The following is a 15,932-nucleotide window of genomic DNA, read 5'->3' on the forward strand; positions in this document are numbered from 1 at the left end:
ATAACGAGATCCTCGCGGATACTCCACGTTAAACCCATCACGAATAAGATAAAATGTCAGCATTACTCAACTATAAGCAGGAAGGCCAAGGCCAAACGGTTGTTTTGATTCATGGATTGTTTGGCAGTTTCAGTAATCTAGGTTTACTGGCTCGCGACCTCGTCCAAGATCATTCCGTGATCAGCATTGATCTACGAAATCACGGTCTCTCTTTCCATTCAGATACACACAACTATGAAGTCATGGCGCAAGATGTTGCTGATTTACTTCACAATATCGACATCGAGCCTGCGTTAGTAATCGGCCACTCTATGGGTGGTAAGGTTGCAATGAAACTAGCAGATGTCGCTCCTGAATTAATAAAACAGCTGATCGTTTTAGACATGGCACCAGTTGCCTACAACACAAATCGTCACGACAATGTATTTCGTGGTCTACAAGCGGTAGTCAAAGAACAACCAAGTAATCGCCAACAAACCATGGATATTCTTGCTCAACACATTGAAATGGACGGCGTAAGACAATTTTTGTCGAAGTCGCTGTATAGGAACGGTGACAAAATGGATTGGCGCTTTAATGTCGCAAGCTTATTCAACAATTATGATCAGATTATTGGCTGGCAAGAAATTGCTACCACAGATATTCCAACTCTGTTTGTTAAAGGTGGAGATTCAGACTACCTAATGCCTGAGCATCAGCCTGCTGTTAAGCGTCAGTTTAACAACGCAAAAGCACACATTATCGCCAATACCGGACACTGGTTACATGCAGAGAAACCCGCTGAAGTAATGCGTGTGATCAGGAAATATATTTCGAGTTAACAAATTCGAAAAACAACGCCAGATTATTGAAATAACCCTTCTTGTTGTGCATTAACTTTACTGTTTAACAGTGGTATAGTGCGCCCAAGAATTTTTGGCATGAAGGACGACAATGCTATACGACTATATGGACATGCTCGAGTCGATTGGGCTCGATCTGCTTTTTGCTGCTATCTTCTTTTTCATCGGGATGGCAATAAAAGATGTGCTAAAACAAGGTAACGTACCTGTTTTTGGTCGTCGTATTGTGTGGTTAGTCCTTTTCCTTGGCTGCGCTGGTTTCATCGCGAAAGGCCTGATTCAGCTCAGTTGGGAAGGCACAGGGCTTGGTTAAGCTCTTCTCCCCATCGCCAGTAACAAACAATGTAAAGGTATAGACTCTATGGCAAGTGTAGGTATCTTCTTCGGTAGCGACACAGGTAATACTGAAGCCGTTGCAAAGATGATTCAAAAGCAACTAGGTAAACAACTAGTTCACGTTCAAGACATCGCAAAAAGCAGCAAAGAAGACATTGATAACTTTGATCTTCTTCTTCTAGGTATCCCTACGTGGTACTACGGTGAAGCGCAATGTGATTGGGATGATTTCTTCCCTGAGCTTGAGCAAGTAGACTTCTCAACAAAGCTAGTCGCTATCTTTGGTTGTGGTGACCAAGAAGATTACGCAGAGTACTTCTGTGATGCGATGGGTACAGTTCGTGACATCGTTGAAGCAAAAGGCGGTACTATCCTTGGCCACACTTCAACTGAAAGTTACGAGTTTGAAGCGTCTAAAGCACTTGTTGAAGGCGACGATAGCCAGTTTGTTGGCCTATGTATCGACGAAGATCGTCAACCAGAATTGACTGATGAACGTGTCGAAAACTGGGTTAAGCAAATCTATGAAGAGATGTGCTTAGCTGAGCTTGAAGGCTAATACAGCACCTATTGAAAAAGACCTCCACCTTGGAGGTCTTTTTGTATCTGTCTATCAAGAAGCTTCCGTTGCGACCTCTTCTTCTCGATATTGAGGTTTCTTCCTCACATACAACTTCCGTTGCACTTCCGATACGACATTACCTTCTTCGTCTTTCACATAGGTAATAAACTCTGGAAAGCACTTTTCACCGTTACGAGTCATTTGGTAAATGTCAGCTAGCATTCCTTCTGTTACTTCAAACTCAGCAAATAAATCACTCTGTCCCGGTTTGATGAAGTTGATACTCGCCTCTTTATCCCACACAAAATACTCTTCCCGTAAAATGCCCATCAACATCAGAGAATAAATTGGGTCCGTAAGCGAGAAGATACTACCGCCATACTGGGTACGATTTGCGTTTTTATTCCACCAACGGAGCTTCAAACGAACGTTAACCGTTCGAAAGTCTTCAGAAATATGTAAGATTTTGATACCTGAGCCCCAAAATGGCGGCCAAATATTAAGCGCAAACTTAACAATCCCTGGTCTATAAATCTTGGCAAGTCGCTTATTCATACCTATCCATAGCCTTTGCGATGCAATGTTATAAAAATGTAACTGGTCTGATCTGTAATATAATCGACCTGTTTCTAATTTACAAAAAGAATCTATTAACCCTTTGAAGTTCGTGGTTTAATGTTCAGTACGCTTCGCCTATAATGGTAGGAATATTGAATTCTGTTAAATCGCTGCAGATGATCCAACGGGAAAGTATATGTCAGATAATAATCAGGCGCTGAAGGATGCGGGCTTAAAAGTAACCCTTCCAAGGCTAAAAATTCTAGAAGTACTTCAGCAGCCAGACTGCCAGCACATCAGTGCTGAAGATTTGTACAAAAAGCTAATCGATCTAGGTGAAGAGATTGGTCTAGCAACCGTTTATCGTGTATTAAACCAATTTGATGATGCTGGTATTGTTACTCGCCACCATTTCGAAGGCGGTAAATCAGTATTTGAACTGTCAACTCAACATCACCACGATCACTTAGTATGTTTAGACTGTGGTGAAGTAATTGAGTTTTCAGATGACGTGATTGAAGAACGTCAAAAAGAAATCGCAGCTAAGTACAATGTTACGCTTACTAACCACAGCTTGTACCTATACGGTAAATGTAGCGATGGCTCTTGTAAGACGAATCCTGACGCGCACAAGCCTGCAAAATAAAAAGTAACGCTTTTTATTAATAAAGACTCTAAACGTCAGCTTCGGCTGGCGTTTTTTTATGGAGACAAGCAATGAAGAAAAGGAATTCTTGTGGCTTTACCTTACTCGAACTGATTATTGCAATTGTTATTCTTGGGATACTGGCTGTTGTAGCCGCACCGCGATTCCTAAACCTTCAGGATGACGCCTACGAAGCCAAGATGAAAGCCATCGCAGACCAATTTGAAACGGCAGTTAAGTTCACCCAAAGCCAGTGGTTAGTTAACGGGGGGACACCAGCAGCACAGCAAAATATAGATGGCTATGGTGGCGGAGAATTGGATGTCAATGAATTTGGCTACCCTTTAGGAACAAACAAAGGCAACGCCAGTGGGAATATTGGTAACCCATACAATATTGGCCAAGGGAACGCAGGATGTATTGCCGTATGGCAAGCTCTATTAGGTGATGAATACTCGCTATCGAATAATCGGAATGCGAACGATAGGTTTGATTTTATAACGCGCCGTATCAGAGACAATGACTCCCACCAATCCGTTTGCTATTACACGTATACAAAAAAAGGTTACGAACGAACTCCCGAGAACTCAAGCTTTGTCATATGGTACGACTCAAAAGCGGGAACGGTAACGACATCAAAGCCCTCTCGTCTACCATAGGACATAAAAAATGCCAGCAATTTGCTGGCATTTTTATTAGCGAGGTATTGAGATTATTGGTTCTCGATTTTCGCCCAAGTATCACGTAGGCCAACCGTACGGTTGAATACTAGGTTATCTGCTGAAGAATCTTTTGAATCTGCACAGAAGTAACCCATACGCTCAAACTGATAACCTGTTTCCGCTTCTGCCGTTGCTAGACTTGGCTCAACAAAACCGTTTAGAACCACTAGTGATTCTGGGTTGATTGTCGCAGCAAAGTCATCCGCAGCCGCTGGATTTGGTACTGTGAACAAACGATCGTACATGCGGATTTCTGCAGGCAATGCTTTGTCTGCTGATACCCAGTGGATTACGCCTTTCACTTTACGGCCATCTGCCGGGTTCTTACCTAGCGTTTCAGCATCGTAAGTACAGAAGATTGTCGTGATGTTGCCTTCCGCGTCTTTCTCGATGCGTTCAGCCTTGATCACGTATGCGCCACGTAGACGTACTTCTTTACCTAGAACAAGGCGCTTGTACTTCTTGTTTGCTTCTTCACGGAAATCTTCGCGCTCAATCCAAACTTCACGAGTGAATGGCACTTCACGCTCGCCCATTTCAGGTTTGTTTGGATGGTTAGCAACCGTCAGAGTTTCTACCGCACCTTCTTCAAAGTTCTCGATAACGATCTTAACTGGATCTAGAACGGCCATCGCACGTGGTGCGTTTTCGTTTAGATCATCACGAATACAAGATTCTAGTGAACCGAACTCAATCATGTTCTCTTGTTTCGTTACACCGATACGCTTACAGAACTCACGAATAGATGCAGAAGTAAAACCACGGCGACGCAGACCAGATACGGTTGGCATGCGTGGGTCATCCCAACCATCAACCAATTTCTCAGTCACTAGTTGGTTTAGCTTACGCTTAGACATCACTGTGTATTCAAGGTTTAAGCGACTGAATTCGTACTGGTGTGGACGGCAATCAATCGTGATGTTGTCTAGAACCCAGTCGTACAGACGGCGGTTATCCATGAACTCAAGAGTACAGATAGAGTGCGTAATGCCTTCTAATGCATCAGAGATACAGTGTGTGAAGTCGTACATTGGGTAAATGCACCACTTATCACCAGTCTGGTGGTGAGTCGCAAAACGTACACGGTAGATAACTGGATCACGCATTACCATGAATGAAGAACCCATGTCGATCTTAGCGCGAAGACACGCTTTGCCTTCTTCGAACTCACCTGCACGCATTTTTTCAAATAGCGCTAGGTTTTCTTCGATTGGGCGATCACGGTATGGGCTTGGTTTACCCGGAGCCGTTAGCGTACCGCGGTATTCACGAATCTGCTCAGGACTTAGCTCATCAACATACGCTAAGCCTTTATTAATCAATTCAATTGCATATTCGTAAAGCTTGTCGAAGTAGTTTGATGAGTAACATACTTCACCATCCCACTCGAAGCCCAACCAGTTTACATCTTTCTTGATAGACTCAACGTATTCGATGTCTTCTTTTTCAGGGTTTGTATCGTCAAAACGCAAGTTACATTGACCCTGGTAGTCCTGAGCAATACCGAAGTTCAAACAGATAGACTTAGCATGACCGATATGCAGGTAACCGTTCGGCTCCGGCGGGAATCGAGTATGCACGCTAGTGTGTTTACCATCCGCTAGATCTTTATCAATAATCTGGCGAATAAAGTTTGATGGACGAGCATCAGCTTCACTCATCTATAGCACCTCAAAAATATTAGTATTGTCAGAGAAAACAGAACTCCACAACCAAGGTTGGATTTGCAGAGTGCATTGTTCCTAATGATCCACAATTCTTAGCGATTAGACAACAAGAACCGTCGTTAAAAAGGCAATATTTCTCTACTTAGGTGGAAACCAAAGCATATTGAAACGCTTGAAACAAAAAAAGACCTCCCGAAGGAGGTCTTTTATAGAGAGTCTTTAAGATGTTACTAAGGAAGTTTTACATCTGATAGGTCTTCACCTGCACCGATTGCTTTCATTTCACCAGCAACGATTTCTGCAAGAGGACCAAGGATAACTTGTAGGTTGTTTTCACCTAGCTTAACCACACCCTTCGCACCAAGTTTCTTAAGAACAGCTTCGTCAGCGACTGAGCGGTCTTTAAGAGTAAGACGTAGACGAGTGATACATGCGTCAATTGAAGTTAGGTTGTCGTGACCACCTAGTGCTTTCAGGTATTGACGAGCTAGGTCACCTTTTGGTGCATCACCAGCTGGAGCAGCAGATGCATCTTCATCGTCATCTTCACGACCTGGCGATTTCAGGTTGAATGCGCGGATTGCGAAGCTGAATGTGAAGAAGTATAGAGCACCGAAGCTTAGACCTAGAGCAAGAAGCACTAGAGGCTTAGTAGCTAGACCGTAGTTCAGTACGAAGTCGATTAGACCCGCAGAGAAACCAAAGCCATGTAGCGTGCCAAGCATGTTTGCAAGTACTAGAGATAGACCAGTAAACACGGCGTGCATTGCGTATAGAGCAGGAGCAAGGAACACAAACATGAACTCTAGAGGCTCTGTAATACCTGTTAGGAATGAACAGAACGCTACTGAGAATAGTGCGCCACCAACTTGGCTGCGTTTCTCAACTGGTGCTGCTAGGTACATAGCTAGTGCCGCACCTGGTAGACCGAACATCATTACAGGGAAGAAGCCGTTCATGAATACACCAGCGCTCTTATCGCCGCCGAAGAAGCGGTGTAGGTCACCAGATTTAAGCGTTTCAGTTACTTCTTTAACTGTTGCTGTGATTTCTGGAGTTACAGAGTTAGCGAATTCGAATGTGTGAGTTTGACCAGCAACAAGAGTCTTAGCTAGAGCTGGGTCAACACAAAGCTGTTGTAGAGCAGGAAGTGCTTGACCAGCAGCAGTTGCGCCAGATACTAGAACTTCTTGACACGTACCCATACCGAACCAGAAGTACGAGTTTAGTACGTGGTGTAGACCTACAGGGATAAGTGCGCGGTTAAGCGTGCCGTAAACGAACTGACCGATAGCACCAGAAGTAGAAACTGCGTGCGCTAGCGCGTCAAGACCGCCTTGAATTGTTGGCCATACAACACCAGCAAGAGCACCAGCTACAAGCGAGAATAGACCCGCCATGATTGGTACTAGACGTTTGCCAGAGAAGAATGCCAACCACTCAGGAAGACGAGTAGCATGGAAAGCGTTGTAAGAGTGACCAGCGATGATACCTGCAATGATACCGCCGAAGAATGACATGTTAACACTTGCATCAATTGTCGCTGCAGTAGCAGTTAGCACGAAGTAAGCAACTGCACCTGCTAGACCAGCAGCACCTTGACCGTCTTTAGAAAGACCGATCGCGATACCTAGACCGAATAGTAGTGGTAGTTGACTAAAGATTGCATTACCAGCTGATGCCATAAACGCAATGTCTAAAAGGTCAGGTTGACCCAAACGTAGTAAAAGCGCTGCAACTGGAAGCGTTGCGATAGGAAGCATAAGAGCTTTACCTAACTTCTGCGCGTATCCAAGAATATTCACCTTAAGTTCCCCCTATAGGATTTTATGTTTTGTCGAATGACTTATTTCAGTCGTTCAATTTAGTCGCTACCAGTTTATGATATTAATTTTGCTCCGCAAATTAAAAGCTCATTGTTTGTGATCATAATCACCAGAAACAGCCCTTTGGGAAGGTTTTTGCTAGCGAGATCATAAAACTTATTTTATTATACGAAAAAATGGCGTTTTAGAGATAAGATTCTCGCACTTTATGCAAGACAGAATCAGTGTTATTTTGGTATCTCTACAGATGATTCGCAGTAACTTCGCTCTGGAAAACAATCATAAAAACTAATTCATTTATTATTTTTCAGTTAGTTACTCTGATAATGACATCGATAAAACGCGACTTGCTGTATGTGACTCGTTATCTAATTCAGTGATACAAACTAAGTACCAGCATGACTCATGCAGTCACCAGTTAGATAACGGGACAGAAAATGAATTCTCATCTATAAGGACTAGCTGACTATGTACGCGCTAAGTAACTGTAAAATCTATACCGGTAGTGATGTTCTTACCGATCATGCGGTCATCATCGACAATGACCAGATTCAATCAGTTGTGCCAGTAACTCAATTACCAGAAGGTATTGAGATCAAAGATCTGGACGGTGCAAATCTAAGCCCTGGTTTTATTGACCTTCAGCTAAACGGCTGTGGCGGTGTGATGCTAAACGACGAAATCACACCTGAAACCATGCAAATCATGCACGAAGCCAACCTAAAGTCGGGTTGTACTAGCTTCCTACCAACTCTTATCACGTCTTCAGACGAAGACATGCGTGCTTCGATTGCTGCGGCTCGTGAATACCACAACAAATACCAAAACCAATCGTTAGGTCTTCACCTTGAAGGTCCTTACCTTAACGTTGCGAAGAAAGGCATCCACAGCGTGGACTTCATCCGCCCTTCTGACGATGGCATGATTGACCTTATTTGTGCGAATGCAGATCTCGTAGCAAAAGTAACACTAGCACCAGAGCAAAATGATCCTGAGCACATAGCACGTCTTAAAGCGGCAGGTATCGTCGTATCAATCGGCCATACAAATGCGACTTACGCAGAAGCGCGTGAAGGTTTTGAAGCAGGTATCACCTTTGCTACTCACCTATTCAACGCAATGACGCCAATGGTTGGCCGTGAACCTGGTGTTGTTGGTGCGATTTATGACACTCCGGAAGTATACGCCGGCATCATTGCTGACGGTTTTCACGTAGACTACGCAAACATCCGAATTGCTCATAAAATCAAGGGTGAAAAGCTTGTTTTGGTGACGGATGCCACAGCTCCAGCAGGTGCTAACATGGATCACTTTATTTTTGTTGGTAAGAAAGTATATTACCGAGATGGTAAATGTGTTGATGAAAATGGCACATTAGGCGGCTCAGCTCTGACTATGATAGAAGCAGTTCAGAATACAGTTGAGCACGCAGGCATCGCTTTAGACGAAGCTCTACGAATGGCTACACTGTACCCAGCAACCGCAATCGGTGTTGAGGAACGTCTTGGCCGAGTTCGAAAAGGAATGGTGGCAAACCTGACTATTTTCGATCGTGACTTCAATGTAAAAGCGACGGTTGTTAACGGACAATACGAGCAAAATTAAGCATGAATGGCGGACAGATTGGTAATGTAGATTTAGTAAAACAGCTTAACAGCGCTGCGGTATACAGGCTGATTGACCAACAAGGTCCAATTTCCCGTATTCAAGTCGCGGATGTTAGTCAGCTCGCCCCTGCGAGTGTTACCAAAATAACCCGCCAACTCTTAGAGCGCGGCTTAATTAAAGAGGTCGCGCAACAAGCATCTACCGGTGGTCGCCGAGCGATATCGTTGACCACTGAGGTAAAACCCTTCCACTCTATCGCTGTGCGATTAGGCCGAGACTACGTGCAATTTAGTTTGTACGATCTGGGTGGCACGGCGTTGGCAGAAGACCAACACGAACTTCACTACACCAATCAGGCTGACTTGATCGCTGGTTTGATTGATCTGTTGAAAGACTTCGTAAATCGCTGCCAAGACAAAATCGACCAACTTATTGCTATCGGCATCACCCTACCTGGCTTGGTAAACCCAACTACAGGTGTTGTTGAATACATGCCAAACACAGATATCGATAACTTAGCGCTTGGCGAAATCATCCGTGAGAAGTTCAATACTGCGTGTTTCGTTGGTAACGATGTACGTGGTATGGCTCTGGCTGAACACTACTTTGGTGCAAGCCAAGATTGCCAAGACTCAATTCTGGTCAGTGTTCACCGCGGTACTGGTGCGGGCATCATCGTAAATGGTCAAGTTTTCTTGGGCTTTAACCGCAACGTAGGTGAAATCGGCCACATCCAAATTGACCCACTCGGTGAGCAATGCCAATGCGGTAACTTTGGTTGCTTAGAGACCGTAGCGGCAAATCCAGCAATCATTCAACGTGTGAAAAAACTGATTGCACAAGGTTACGAATCTAGTTTAACTCAGCTTGAACACATCACGATTGAAGATGTTTGTAACCACGCAATGAATGGTGATGAACTGGCGAAACAAAGTCTGGTTCGTGTGGGTAATCAACTTGGTAAAGCGATTGCAATTACCATCAACTTATTCAACCCACAAAAAATTGTCATTGCTGGTGACATTACTGCCGCTGAAGAAATTGTTTTCCCAGCGATTCAGCGAAACGTAGAAAACCAATCTTTGAAGACCTTCCATAACGAACTTCCAATTGTTGCTTCTCATATTGATAAACACCCAACAATGGGCGCATTTGCGATGATTAAACGCGCCATGTTGAACGGAGTTTTGTTACAAAAGTTACTAGAAGACTAAGTTTATACAACCAATTGAGTTACAATCTCGGGCTGTGATTTCACAGCCCGTTTTTGTATATCAGGAATATAGCTCAACAGTATGGAAATTATTCTAATTACAACGGCCTTCATCGCCGGTTTTATTGCGCTCAAATGCCACCTCCCTCCATTGGTTGGCTTTCTACTTGCCGGCTTTGGCTTGCACGCGTTTGGTTACCAAAGTAATGACGTCATTGTTACCCTTGCAGATCTTGGTGTTACGCTTCTCCTCTTTACAATTGGCTTAAAGCTAGATGTCAAAACCCTACTCTCTAAAGAAATTTGGGGAGGAGCCACGGCGCACAACGTTCTTTCAACTCTTTTCTTTGCGCTTGTTCTTATTGGACTAAAACTGCTCGGCTTATCCTCATTGACAAGCATGGATAGCTCGCAAATTCTACTTCTCGCTTTTGCTTTATCATTTTCCAGTACTGTATTTGCCGTTAAGACACTGCAAGAAAAAGGTGAGATGAACGCGACCTACGGGACCCTAGCTATTGGTATTCTGGTTATGCAGGATATTTTTGCCGTGGTTTTCCTTACCGCTTCAACGGGTAAAATTCCGGAGTGGTATGCGATAGGTTTGTTTGCATTGCCTCTTCTTCGTCCATTGTTCTATAAACTCTTAGACAAGGTAGGCCATGGCGAGATGCTGGTTCTCTTCGGTATCTTCTTTGCGTTAGTCGTTGGCGCAGGCCTATTTGAGCTTGTAGGTATGAAGCCTGACCTCGGTGCTCTTATCCTCGGTATGCTCTTGGCAGGACACCGTAAAGCATCTGAATTATCCAAATCTCTATTCAATATGAAAGAACTATTCTTAGTCTGCTTCTTCTTGAATATTGGTTTGTCGGCATCTCTGAGCTTCACAGGCATTGGTTTGGCGTTGCTGTTTATTTTACTACTGCCAATTAAAGGTCTGCTTTACTTCCTAACCATCAACTATTTCAAATTCCGCGTACGTACCTCACTGCTGACATCACTATCATTATTCAACTACAGTGAATTTGGTTTGATCGTCGGTGGATTGGCCTACAAAATGGGTTGGATGCCAAGTGATATGCTTGCTGCGATTGCAGTTGCCGTCTCCATTTCTTTCATTATCTCTGCACCATTGAACCGCTTGGGTCACCAGATCTACCAGCATTCTGGGAAATGGCTACAAGAAACAGCAGCCGAAAAGCTCAATCAACGCGACCAACTTATCAACCCGGGCCATGCTCAAGTCCTGATTTTAGGTATGGGCCGAATTGGCACTGGTGCCTACGATGAGTTGCGTTCTCGCTATGGCAAGATTTCTCTTGGTGTAGAAGTCCGTGAAGAAGCAGCGCATAAACACCGTTCTGAAGGACGCAATGTAATTTCTGGCGACGCGACCGACCCCGATTTCTGGGAACGAATTTTAGACACAGCCAATGTAAAGTTGGTCTTACTGGCGATGCCACATCACCAAGGAAACCAAACCGCATTAGAGCAACTACAAAGCCGAAAATATAAAGGCCAAATTGCAGCGATTGCTGAATATCCCGATCAGCTAGAAGGATTACTAGAAAGTGGTGTTGATGCGGCGCTGAACATTTATAGTGAAGCCGGTAGCGGTTTTGCGCGTCATGTTTGCGAGCAACTTCAACCTCAGTTCACCCCGATGAAATAAGCATCAAAAACAATATTTTTATTGAGCCCTCTAACAATAAGAGGGCTTTTTTGTGTGTTTTTTATACCAAACCTTAATCTCATTCATCAAAACAAGACTTATTTTAAACATCATCTAATAGACAAGCCTTTTTATCATTTTTTTAATCATAAAACGTTGCTTTTTTTTACTCACAATGGCAAATTGAAGCCATACCGATTAAAAATTGTTTAGTTTAAAAAGGATGTTGTATGTGTTCAGTATTTGGCATTTTAGACATTAAGAGTGATGCAGCAGCATTGCGCCCTATCGCACTTGAGATGTCGAAAAAGCTTCGTCATCGCGGTCCAGACTGGTCTGGAATCTACTCATCAGAACGCGCAATTCTTGCGCATGAGCGTCTAGCGATCGTTGGTCTAAATAGTGGTGCGCAACCGCTATACAGCCCTGATAAAAAACTCATCCTTGCTGTAAACGGTGAAATCTACAACCACAAAGAGATTCGTGCTCGCTACGAAGGCAAATACGAATTCCAAACCGATTCAGATTGTGAAGTTATCCTAGCGCTATACCAAGACATGGGCGCAGACCTTCTTGAAGAACTAAACGGTATTTTCGCATTCGTACTTTACGATGAAGAAAAAGACGAATACTTAGTGGGCCGTGACCACATCGGTATCATCCCGCTTTACCAAGGTTACGATGAGCACGGCAACTACTATGTTGCTTCAGAAATGAAAGCACTAGTACCAGTATGTAAGACCGTGAGCGAGTTCCCTCCAGGTTGTCACTACGGCAGTGCAGATGCAGAGCCTCAACGCTACTACACTCGTGACTGGAATGAATACGCAGCCGTACAAGGTAACAGCACTAGCAAAGAAGAATTGACTGAAGCTCTAGAAGCAGCGGTCAAGCGCCAACTAATGACTGACGTGCCTTACGGTGTACTTCTTTCAGGTGGTCTAGATTCTTCTATTACGTCTGCGGTAGCGAAACGCTTTGCAGCGATGCGTATTGAAGATGATGAGAAGTCTGAAGCTTGGTGGCCACAACTGCACTCTTTCGCTGTCGGCCTAGAAGGTGCGCCCGATCTGAAAGCTGCTCGTGAAGTTGCTGACCAAATTGGTACGGTTCACCATGAAATGACATACACCATCCAAGAAGGTTTGGATGCCATTCGTGACGTGATTTACCACATTGAGACGTATGACGTAACAACGATTCGAGCTTCTACTCCGATGTTCCTTATGGGTCGTAAGATCAAAGCAATGGGCATCAAGATGGTACTGTCTGGCGAAGGTGCGGATGAGATTTTCGGTGGTTACTTATACTTCCACAAAGCACCAAACGCTCAAGAGTTCCACGAAGAGACGGTACGTAAGCTTCTCGCTCTAAACATGTTTGACTGCGCACGTGCTAACAAATCACTAGCAGCGTGGGGTGTAGAAGGCCGTGTTCCATTCCTAGATAAAGAATTTATTGACGTTGCAATGCGCCTGAACCCAGCAGACAAGATGTGTGGCAACGGTAAAATGGAAAAACACATTCTACGTGAGTGTTTCGAGCACTACCTACCAGAGTCAATTGCATGGCGTCAAAAAGAACAGTTTTCTGATGGTGTAGGCTATAGCTGGATCGATACTCTAAAAGAAGTGGCTGAGCAGAAAGTGACTGACCAGCAAATGGAAACAGCGCAGTTCCGTTTCCCTTACAACACACCAACCACAAAAGAAGGTTATGTGTACCGCGAGATCTTTGAAGAGCTGTTCCCGCTACCTTCTGCAGCTGAATGTGTTCCTGGAGGCCCTTCAGTAGCGTGTTCTTCAGCGAAAGCGATTGAATGGGATGAGTCTTTCCAAAACTGTGTAGACCCATCAGGACGCGCTGTGCAAGCCGTTCATAACGACGCATATTGACTCTAAGGTAGGACTGGCTCCACCAGCTGCCTTTCAGTCTTTAGGCACAAAGATCAAAAAGAGGTGCAAAAGCACCTCTTTTTTTATACCAGAATGACTGTTGGTTATTTTAAATCGAGGTCATTATTGTCTATGCTTACCGGCACTCGCTTAGTGATCATCTGCACTAACATGATTGAGCGCTTCTCACCATCTTGCTCTTGGAAGATGGCATCTATACCCGCAAACTGCCCGCTTTTAACTCGAACCTCATCACCAGGCTGTGGCATACATTCAGAATCAGAATGATCGTCTGTGCAGGTTTCCAGCTGTTTAAGCTCAAAAACCAGATCACCTTGGATTTCTTTAGGCTGCGCACCAAAACGCACAAAATCCACAACACCACGTGTAGAACGTACTGAGGTGAAATTAGGGCCTTTTTCATAATCAAATCGAGCAAATACATAACACGGGAACAATGGCTCTTCGACTTTTTGTCGCTTACCCCGTAAGATCTTTTCGACCTCAACAGTTGGGTAAAAACATTCTACACCCTGATTTTCTAGGTGCTGTTTTGCCCTAACTTGTTCTCCACGTTTACAATAAAGTAAATACCAACGTTTCATTTTTTACTAGCCAATTATATTTTTCTCTCATCCTAGCATTAAGCCCAAGATGAGTCATGGATATTCAAGTAACCTATCAATAAGCCACTTTATATTGCACATACAACTTACACCTTTTCATCAGCTTAAGAAAATAAGTCTATAGGCAAAAATGAAAAGTAAGTTTGTAACACGACCAAATCACCGACAAAAACCCCGCCATTTCAACACTAAGCAGTCATTTCATAAGGTAAATGAATCGTCACATAAAATTTTATTGTTTGTCAGACATAAAATTGCCATGTATACGTAGATTTCGTTAAAAAATGTAATAACTACTATTAGAAGAGCTTATGTCAAACCAACATCAATACTTTGGTCACCCACGTGGCTTGTTCTTATTGTTCGGTACAGAACTATGGGAACGCTTTTCTTACTACGCAATGCGCGCCATTCTAGTACTTTATCTTACTGACACAACCATGAACGGTGGCCTTGGCTGGTCGACTAAAGATGCCCTAGACCTTTACGGCATCTATACTGGACTTGTCTACATCACTCCGCTTATTGGTGGCTACCTTGCGGATAACTATCTAGGTCAACGCCGTTCGATCCTCATTGGTGGTGCATTAATGGCTATCGGCCAATTTACGCTAGCAATGCCAGCTGATGCGCTCGGTCTTGGCTCTCTACACACTTTCTACCTAGGTCTTGCTCTGCTTATTTGTGGTAACGGTCTATTTAAGCCAAACATCTCAACAATGGTTGGTGACCTTTACAACGAAGGTGATAACCGTCGTGACGGCGCATTCACTATCTTCTACATGGGTATTAACCTAGGTGCACTACTTGCAGGCGTGGTATCTGGCTCAGTAACCAATGAATTTGGTTGGAAAGCCGGTTTCGTTGCCGCTGGTGTTGGTATGATTGTCAGCCTTGTGATGCAAATGACCATGGCTCAATCTTGGTTAGGTGATATTGGCCGTGTACCAGCAGCAAAACGTGACCTAGCAATTAAAAAATCTGCGAAGAAAGAGCCTCTAACTAAAGAAGAAGTCGACCGAATCAAAGTTATCCTTGTGATGAGCTTGTTCACTATCGTTTTCTGGGCGGGCTTCGAACAAGCCGGCGGTCTAATGAACATCTACACACAACAATACACAGATCGTATGATCGGTGGTTTTGAAGTGCCTGCTGCGTGGTTCCAATCACTAAACCCATTCTTCATTATTACTCTTGCACCTGTATTAGCCGTTCTATGGGTGAAGCTGGGTAAACGTGAACCTAACTCGCCAATGAAGTTTGCCTTCGCAATGTTCTTCCTAGCACTAGGCTTCCTATGTATGGTTGGTGCCGTTATGGAGCAAGGTGGTGATACTGCGGTTAAAACATCAATGCTATGGCTAGTAGGTGCATTCTTCTTCCATACGTTGGGTGAACTGTGCCTATCTCCTATTGGTCTATCTCTAGTAACTAAGCTAGCTCCGCTACGTCTTGCATCACTTATGATGGGTGCATGGTTTGGCTGTAACGCGATCGCAAACTACGTTGCAGGTTATGTTGGCTCTCACGTAGGTGAGCTAGGTGCACTAGCAATCTTCAGTGGTATTGCAGTAACAGCGACTATCTCTGGTGTAATTCTACTGTTGTTCTCTAACACGCTAGTTCGTTGGATGCACGGTGCAGAAAATACACACAGCACAGCAGAACAAATTGAAGAGCAACAAACTCAAGTTGCTTAATATAAAGTACAAATAAAACAAAGGGTCGCAATCGCGACCCTTTTTGTTCTCTGTAAACA

General features: G+C 43.9%; 14 protein-coding genes. 10 read left to right on the forward strand and 4 right to left on the reverse strand.

Annotated features, from left to right (window positions below; translation table 11 throughout):
• The first annotated feature begins 53 nt into the window (after nt 1-53).
• The 3 genes from C1S73_RS06340 to fldA all read left to right on the forward strand — a co-directional run bounded on the left by C1S73_RS06340 (nt 54) and on the right by fldA (nt 1,737).
• Nucleotides 54-821 carry an alpha/beta fold hydrolase gene (locus C1S73_RS06340; RefSeq protein ID WP_038865695.1) on the forward strand — a complete coding sequence of 256 codons (768 nt, stop codon included), beginning with the start codon at nt 54-56 and terminating at the stop codon, nt 819-821.
• Nucleotides 822-933: 112 nt separating this feature from the next.
• Nucleotides 934-1,155: a DUF2788 domain-containing protein gene (locus C1S73_RS06345; RefSeq protein WP_005446406.1), complete on the forward strand. Its 222-nt coding sequence runs from the start codon at nt 934-936 to the stop codon at nt 1,153-1,155.
• 48 nt (nt 1,156-1,203) lie between these two features.
• Nucleotides 1,204-1,737: a flavodoxin FldA gene (fldA, locus tag C1S73_RS06350; RefSeq protein ID WP_038865696.1), complete on the forward strand. Its 534-nt coding sequence runs from the start codon at nt 1,204-1,206 to the stop codon at nt 1,735-1,737.
• A 54-nt stretch (nt 1,738-1,791) separates the two neighbouring features.
• Here the strand turns inward: fldA and C1S73_RS06355 are convergent, their stop codons facing one another.
• A complete protein-coding gene (locus C1S73_RS06355; protein ID WP_038865698.1) occupies nt 1,792-2,295 on the reverse strand; it encodes a DUF4442 domain-containing protein in 504 nt (167 codons plus the stop codon).
• A gap of 199 nt (nt 2,296-2,494) precedes the next feature.
• Here C1S73_RS06355 and fcrX point away from each other — a divergent pair, with 199 nt between their 5' ends.
• Nucleotides 2,495-2,944: a ferric iron uptake transcriptional regulator FcrX gene (gene fcrX, locus C1S73_RS06360; RefSeq protein ID WP_010643296.1), complete on the forward strand. Its 450-nt coding sequence runs from the start codon at nt 2,495-2,497 to the stop codon at nt 2,942-2,944.
• Nucleotides 2,945-3,015: 71 nt separating this feature from the next.
• Nucleotides 3,016-3,603, forward strand: coding sequence for a type II secretion system protein (locus tag C1S73_RS06365; RefSeq protein WP_038865701.1), 588 nt, complete (start codon nt 3,016-3,018; stop codon nt 3,601-3,603).
• Nucleotides 3,604-3,656: 53 nt separating this feature from the next.
• On the opposite strand, the gene glnS is transcribed toward C1S73_RS06365, so the two are convergent.
• The gene (gene glnS / locus C1S73_RS06370) at nt 3,657-5,327 is read right to left on the reverse strand and encodes a glutamine--tRNA ligase (protein ID WP_038865703.1); all 1,671 of its coding nucleotides are present in this window, start codon (nt 5,325-5,327) and stop codon (nt 3,657-3,659) included.
• A gap of 236 nt (nt 5,328-5,563) precedes the next feature.
• Nucleotides 5,564-7,138: an N-acetylglucosamine-specific PTS transporter subunit IIBC gene (gene nagE / locus C1S73_RS06375; protein ID WP_038865705.1), complete on the reverse strand. Its 1,575-nt coding sequence runs from the start codon at nt 7,136-7,138 to the stop codon at nt 5,564-5,566.
• Nucleotides 7,139-7,627: 489 nt separating this feature from the next.
• Here nagE and nagA point away from each other — a divergent pair, with 489 nt between their 5' ends.
• The 4 genes from nagA to asnB all read left to right on the forward strand — a co-directional run bounded on the left by nagA (nt 7,628) and on the right by asnB (nt 13,547).
• Entirely contained in the window at nt 7,628-8,764 is a 1,137-nt protein-coding gene (gene nagA / locus C1S73_RS06385) for an N-acetylglucosamine-6-phosphate deacetylase (protein ID WP_038865707.1), read from the forward strand.
• A gap of 2 nt (nt 8,765-8,766) precedes the next feature.
• Entirely contained in the window at nt 8,767-9,981 is a 1,215-nt protein-coding gene (nagC, locus tag C1S73_RS06390; RefSeq protein WP_038865709.1) for a DNA-binding transcriptional regulator NagC, read from the forward strand.
• 81 nt (nt 9,982-10,062) lie between these two features.
• Complete coding sequence (locus tag C1S73_RS06395; RefSeq protein ID WP_038865710.1) at nt 10,063-11,652, forward strand: cation:proton antiporter family protein; 1,590 nt, start codon at nt 10,063-10,065, stop codon at nt 11,650-11,652.
• Between the two features lie 230 nt (nt 11,653-11,882).
• Nucleotides 11,883-13,547, forward strand: coding sequence for an asparagine synthase B (gene asnB, locus C1S73_RS06400; RefSeq protein ID WP_038865711.1), 1,665 nt, complete (start codon nt 11,883-11,885; stop codon nt 13,545-13,547).
• A gap of 104 nt (nt 13,548-13,651) precedes the next feature.
• On the opposite strand, the gene rfaH is transcribed toward asnB, so the two are convergent.
• Nucleotides 13,652-14,152, reverse strand: coding sequence for a transcription/translation regulatory transformer protein RfaH (gene rfaH / locus C1S73_RS06405; RefSeq protein ID WP_038865712.1), 501 nt, complete (start codon nt 14,150-14,152; stop codon nt 13,652-13,654).
• Nucleotides 14,153-14,484: 332 nt separating this feature from the next.
• Here rfaH and C1S73_RS06410 point away from each other — a divergent pair, with 332 nt between their 5' ends.
• On the forward strand, nt 14,485-15,873 hold the full coding sequence (locus C1S73_RS06410) for a peptide MFS transporter (protein ID WP_038865713.1): 1,389 nt from the start codon (nt 14,485-14,487) through the stop codon (nt 15,871-15,873).
• Nucleotides 15,874-15,932: the final 59 nt, after the last annotated feature.

This window comes from Vibrio jasicida 090810c (assembly GCF_002887615.1).
Classification (GTDB): Bacteria; Pseudomonadota; Gammaproteobacteria; order Enterobacterales; family Vibrionaceae; genus Vibrio; species Vibrio jasicida.

Bases quoted from the DNA above. Each gene is read 5' to 3' on its own strand.
- C1S73_RS06340 (WP_038865695.1), top strand. From the start codon at position 54: ATGTCAGCATTACTCAACTATAAGCAGGAAGGCCAAGGCCAAACGGTT.
- nagC (WP_038865709.1), top strand. From the start codon at position 8,767: ATGAATGGCGGACAGATTGGTAATGTAGATTTAGTAAAACAGCTTAAC.
- C1S73_RS06365 (WP_038865701.1), top strand. From the start codon at position 3,016: ATGAAGAAAAGGAATTCTTGTGGCTTTACCTTACTCGAACTGATTATT.
- asnB (WP_038865711.1), top strand. From the start codon at position 11,883: ATGTGTTCAGTATTTGGCATTTTAGACATTAAGAGTGATGCAGCAGCA.
- fcrX (WP_010643296.1), top strand. From the start codon at position 2,495: ATGTCAGATAATAATCAGGCGCTGAAGGATGCGGGCTTAAAAGTAACC.
- fldA (WP_038865696.1), top strand. From the start codon at position 1,204: ATGGCAAGTGTAGGTATCTTCTTCGGTAGCGACACAGGTAATACTGAA.
- glnS (WP_038865703.1), bottom strand. From the start codon at position 5,327: ATGAGTGAAGCTGATGCTCGTCCATCAAACTTTATTCGCCAGATTATT.
- rfaH (WP_038865712.1), bottom strand. From the start codon at position 14,152: ATGAAACGTTGGTATTTACTTTATTGTAAACGTGGAGAACAAGTTAGG.
- C1S73_RS06355 (WP_038865698.1), bottom strand. From the start codon at position 2,295: ATGAATAAGCGACTTGCCAAGATTTATAGACCAGGGATTGTTAAGTTT.
- C1S73_RS06395 (WP_038865710.1), top strand. From the start codon at position 10,063: ATGGAAATTATTCTAATTACAACGGCCTTCATCGCCGGTTTTATTGCG.
- C1S73_RS06345 (WP_005446406.1), top strand. From the start codon at position 934: ATGCTATACGACTATATGGACATGCTCGAGTCGATTGGGCTCGATCTG.
- C1S73_RS06410 (WP_038865713.1), top strand. From the start codon at position 14,485: ATGTCAAACCAACATCAATACTTTGGTCACCCACGTGGCTTGTTCTTA.
- nagA (WP_038865707.1), top strand. From the start codon at position 7,628: ATGTACGCGCTAAGTAACTGTAAAATCTATACCGGTAGTGATGTTCTT.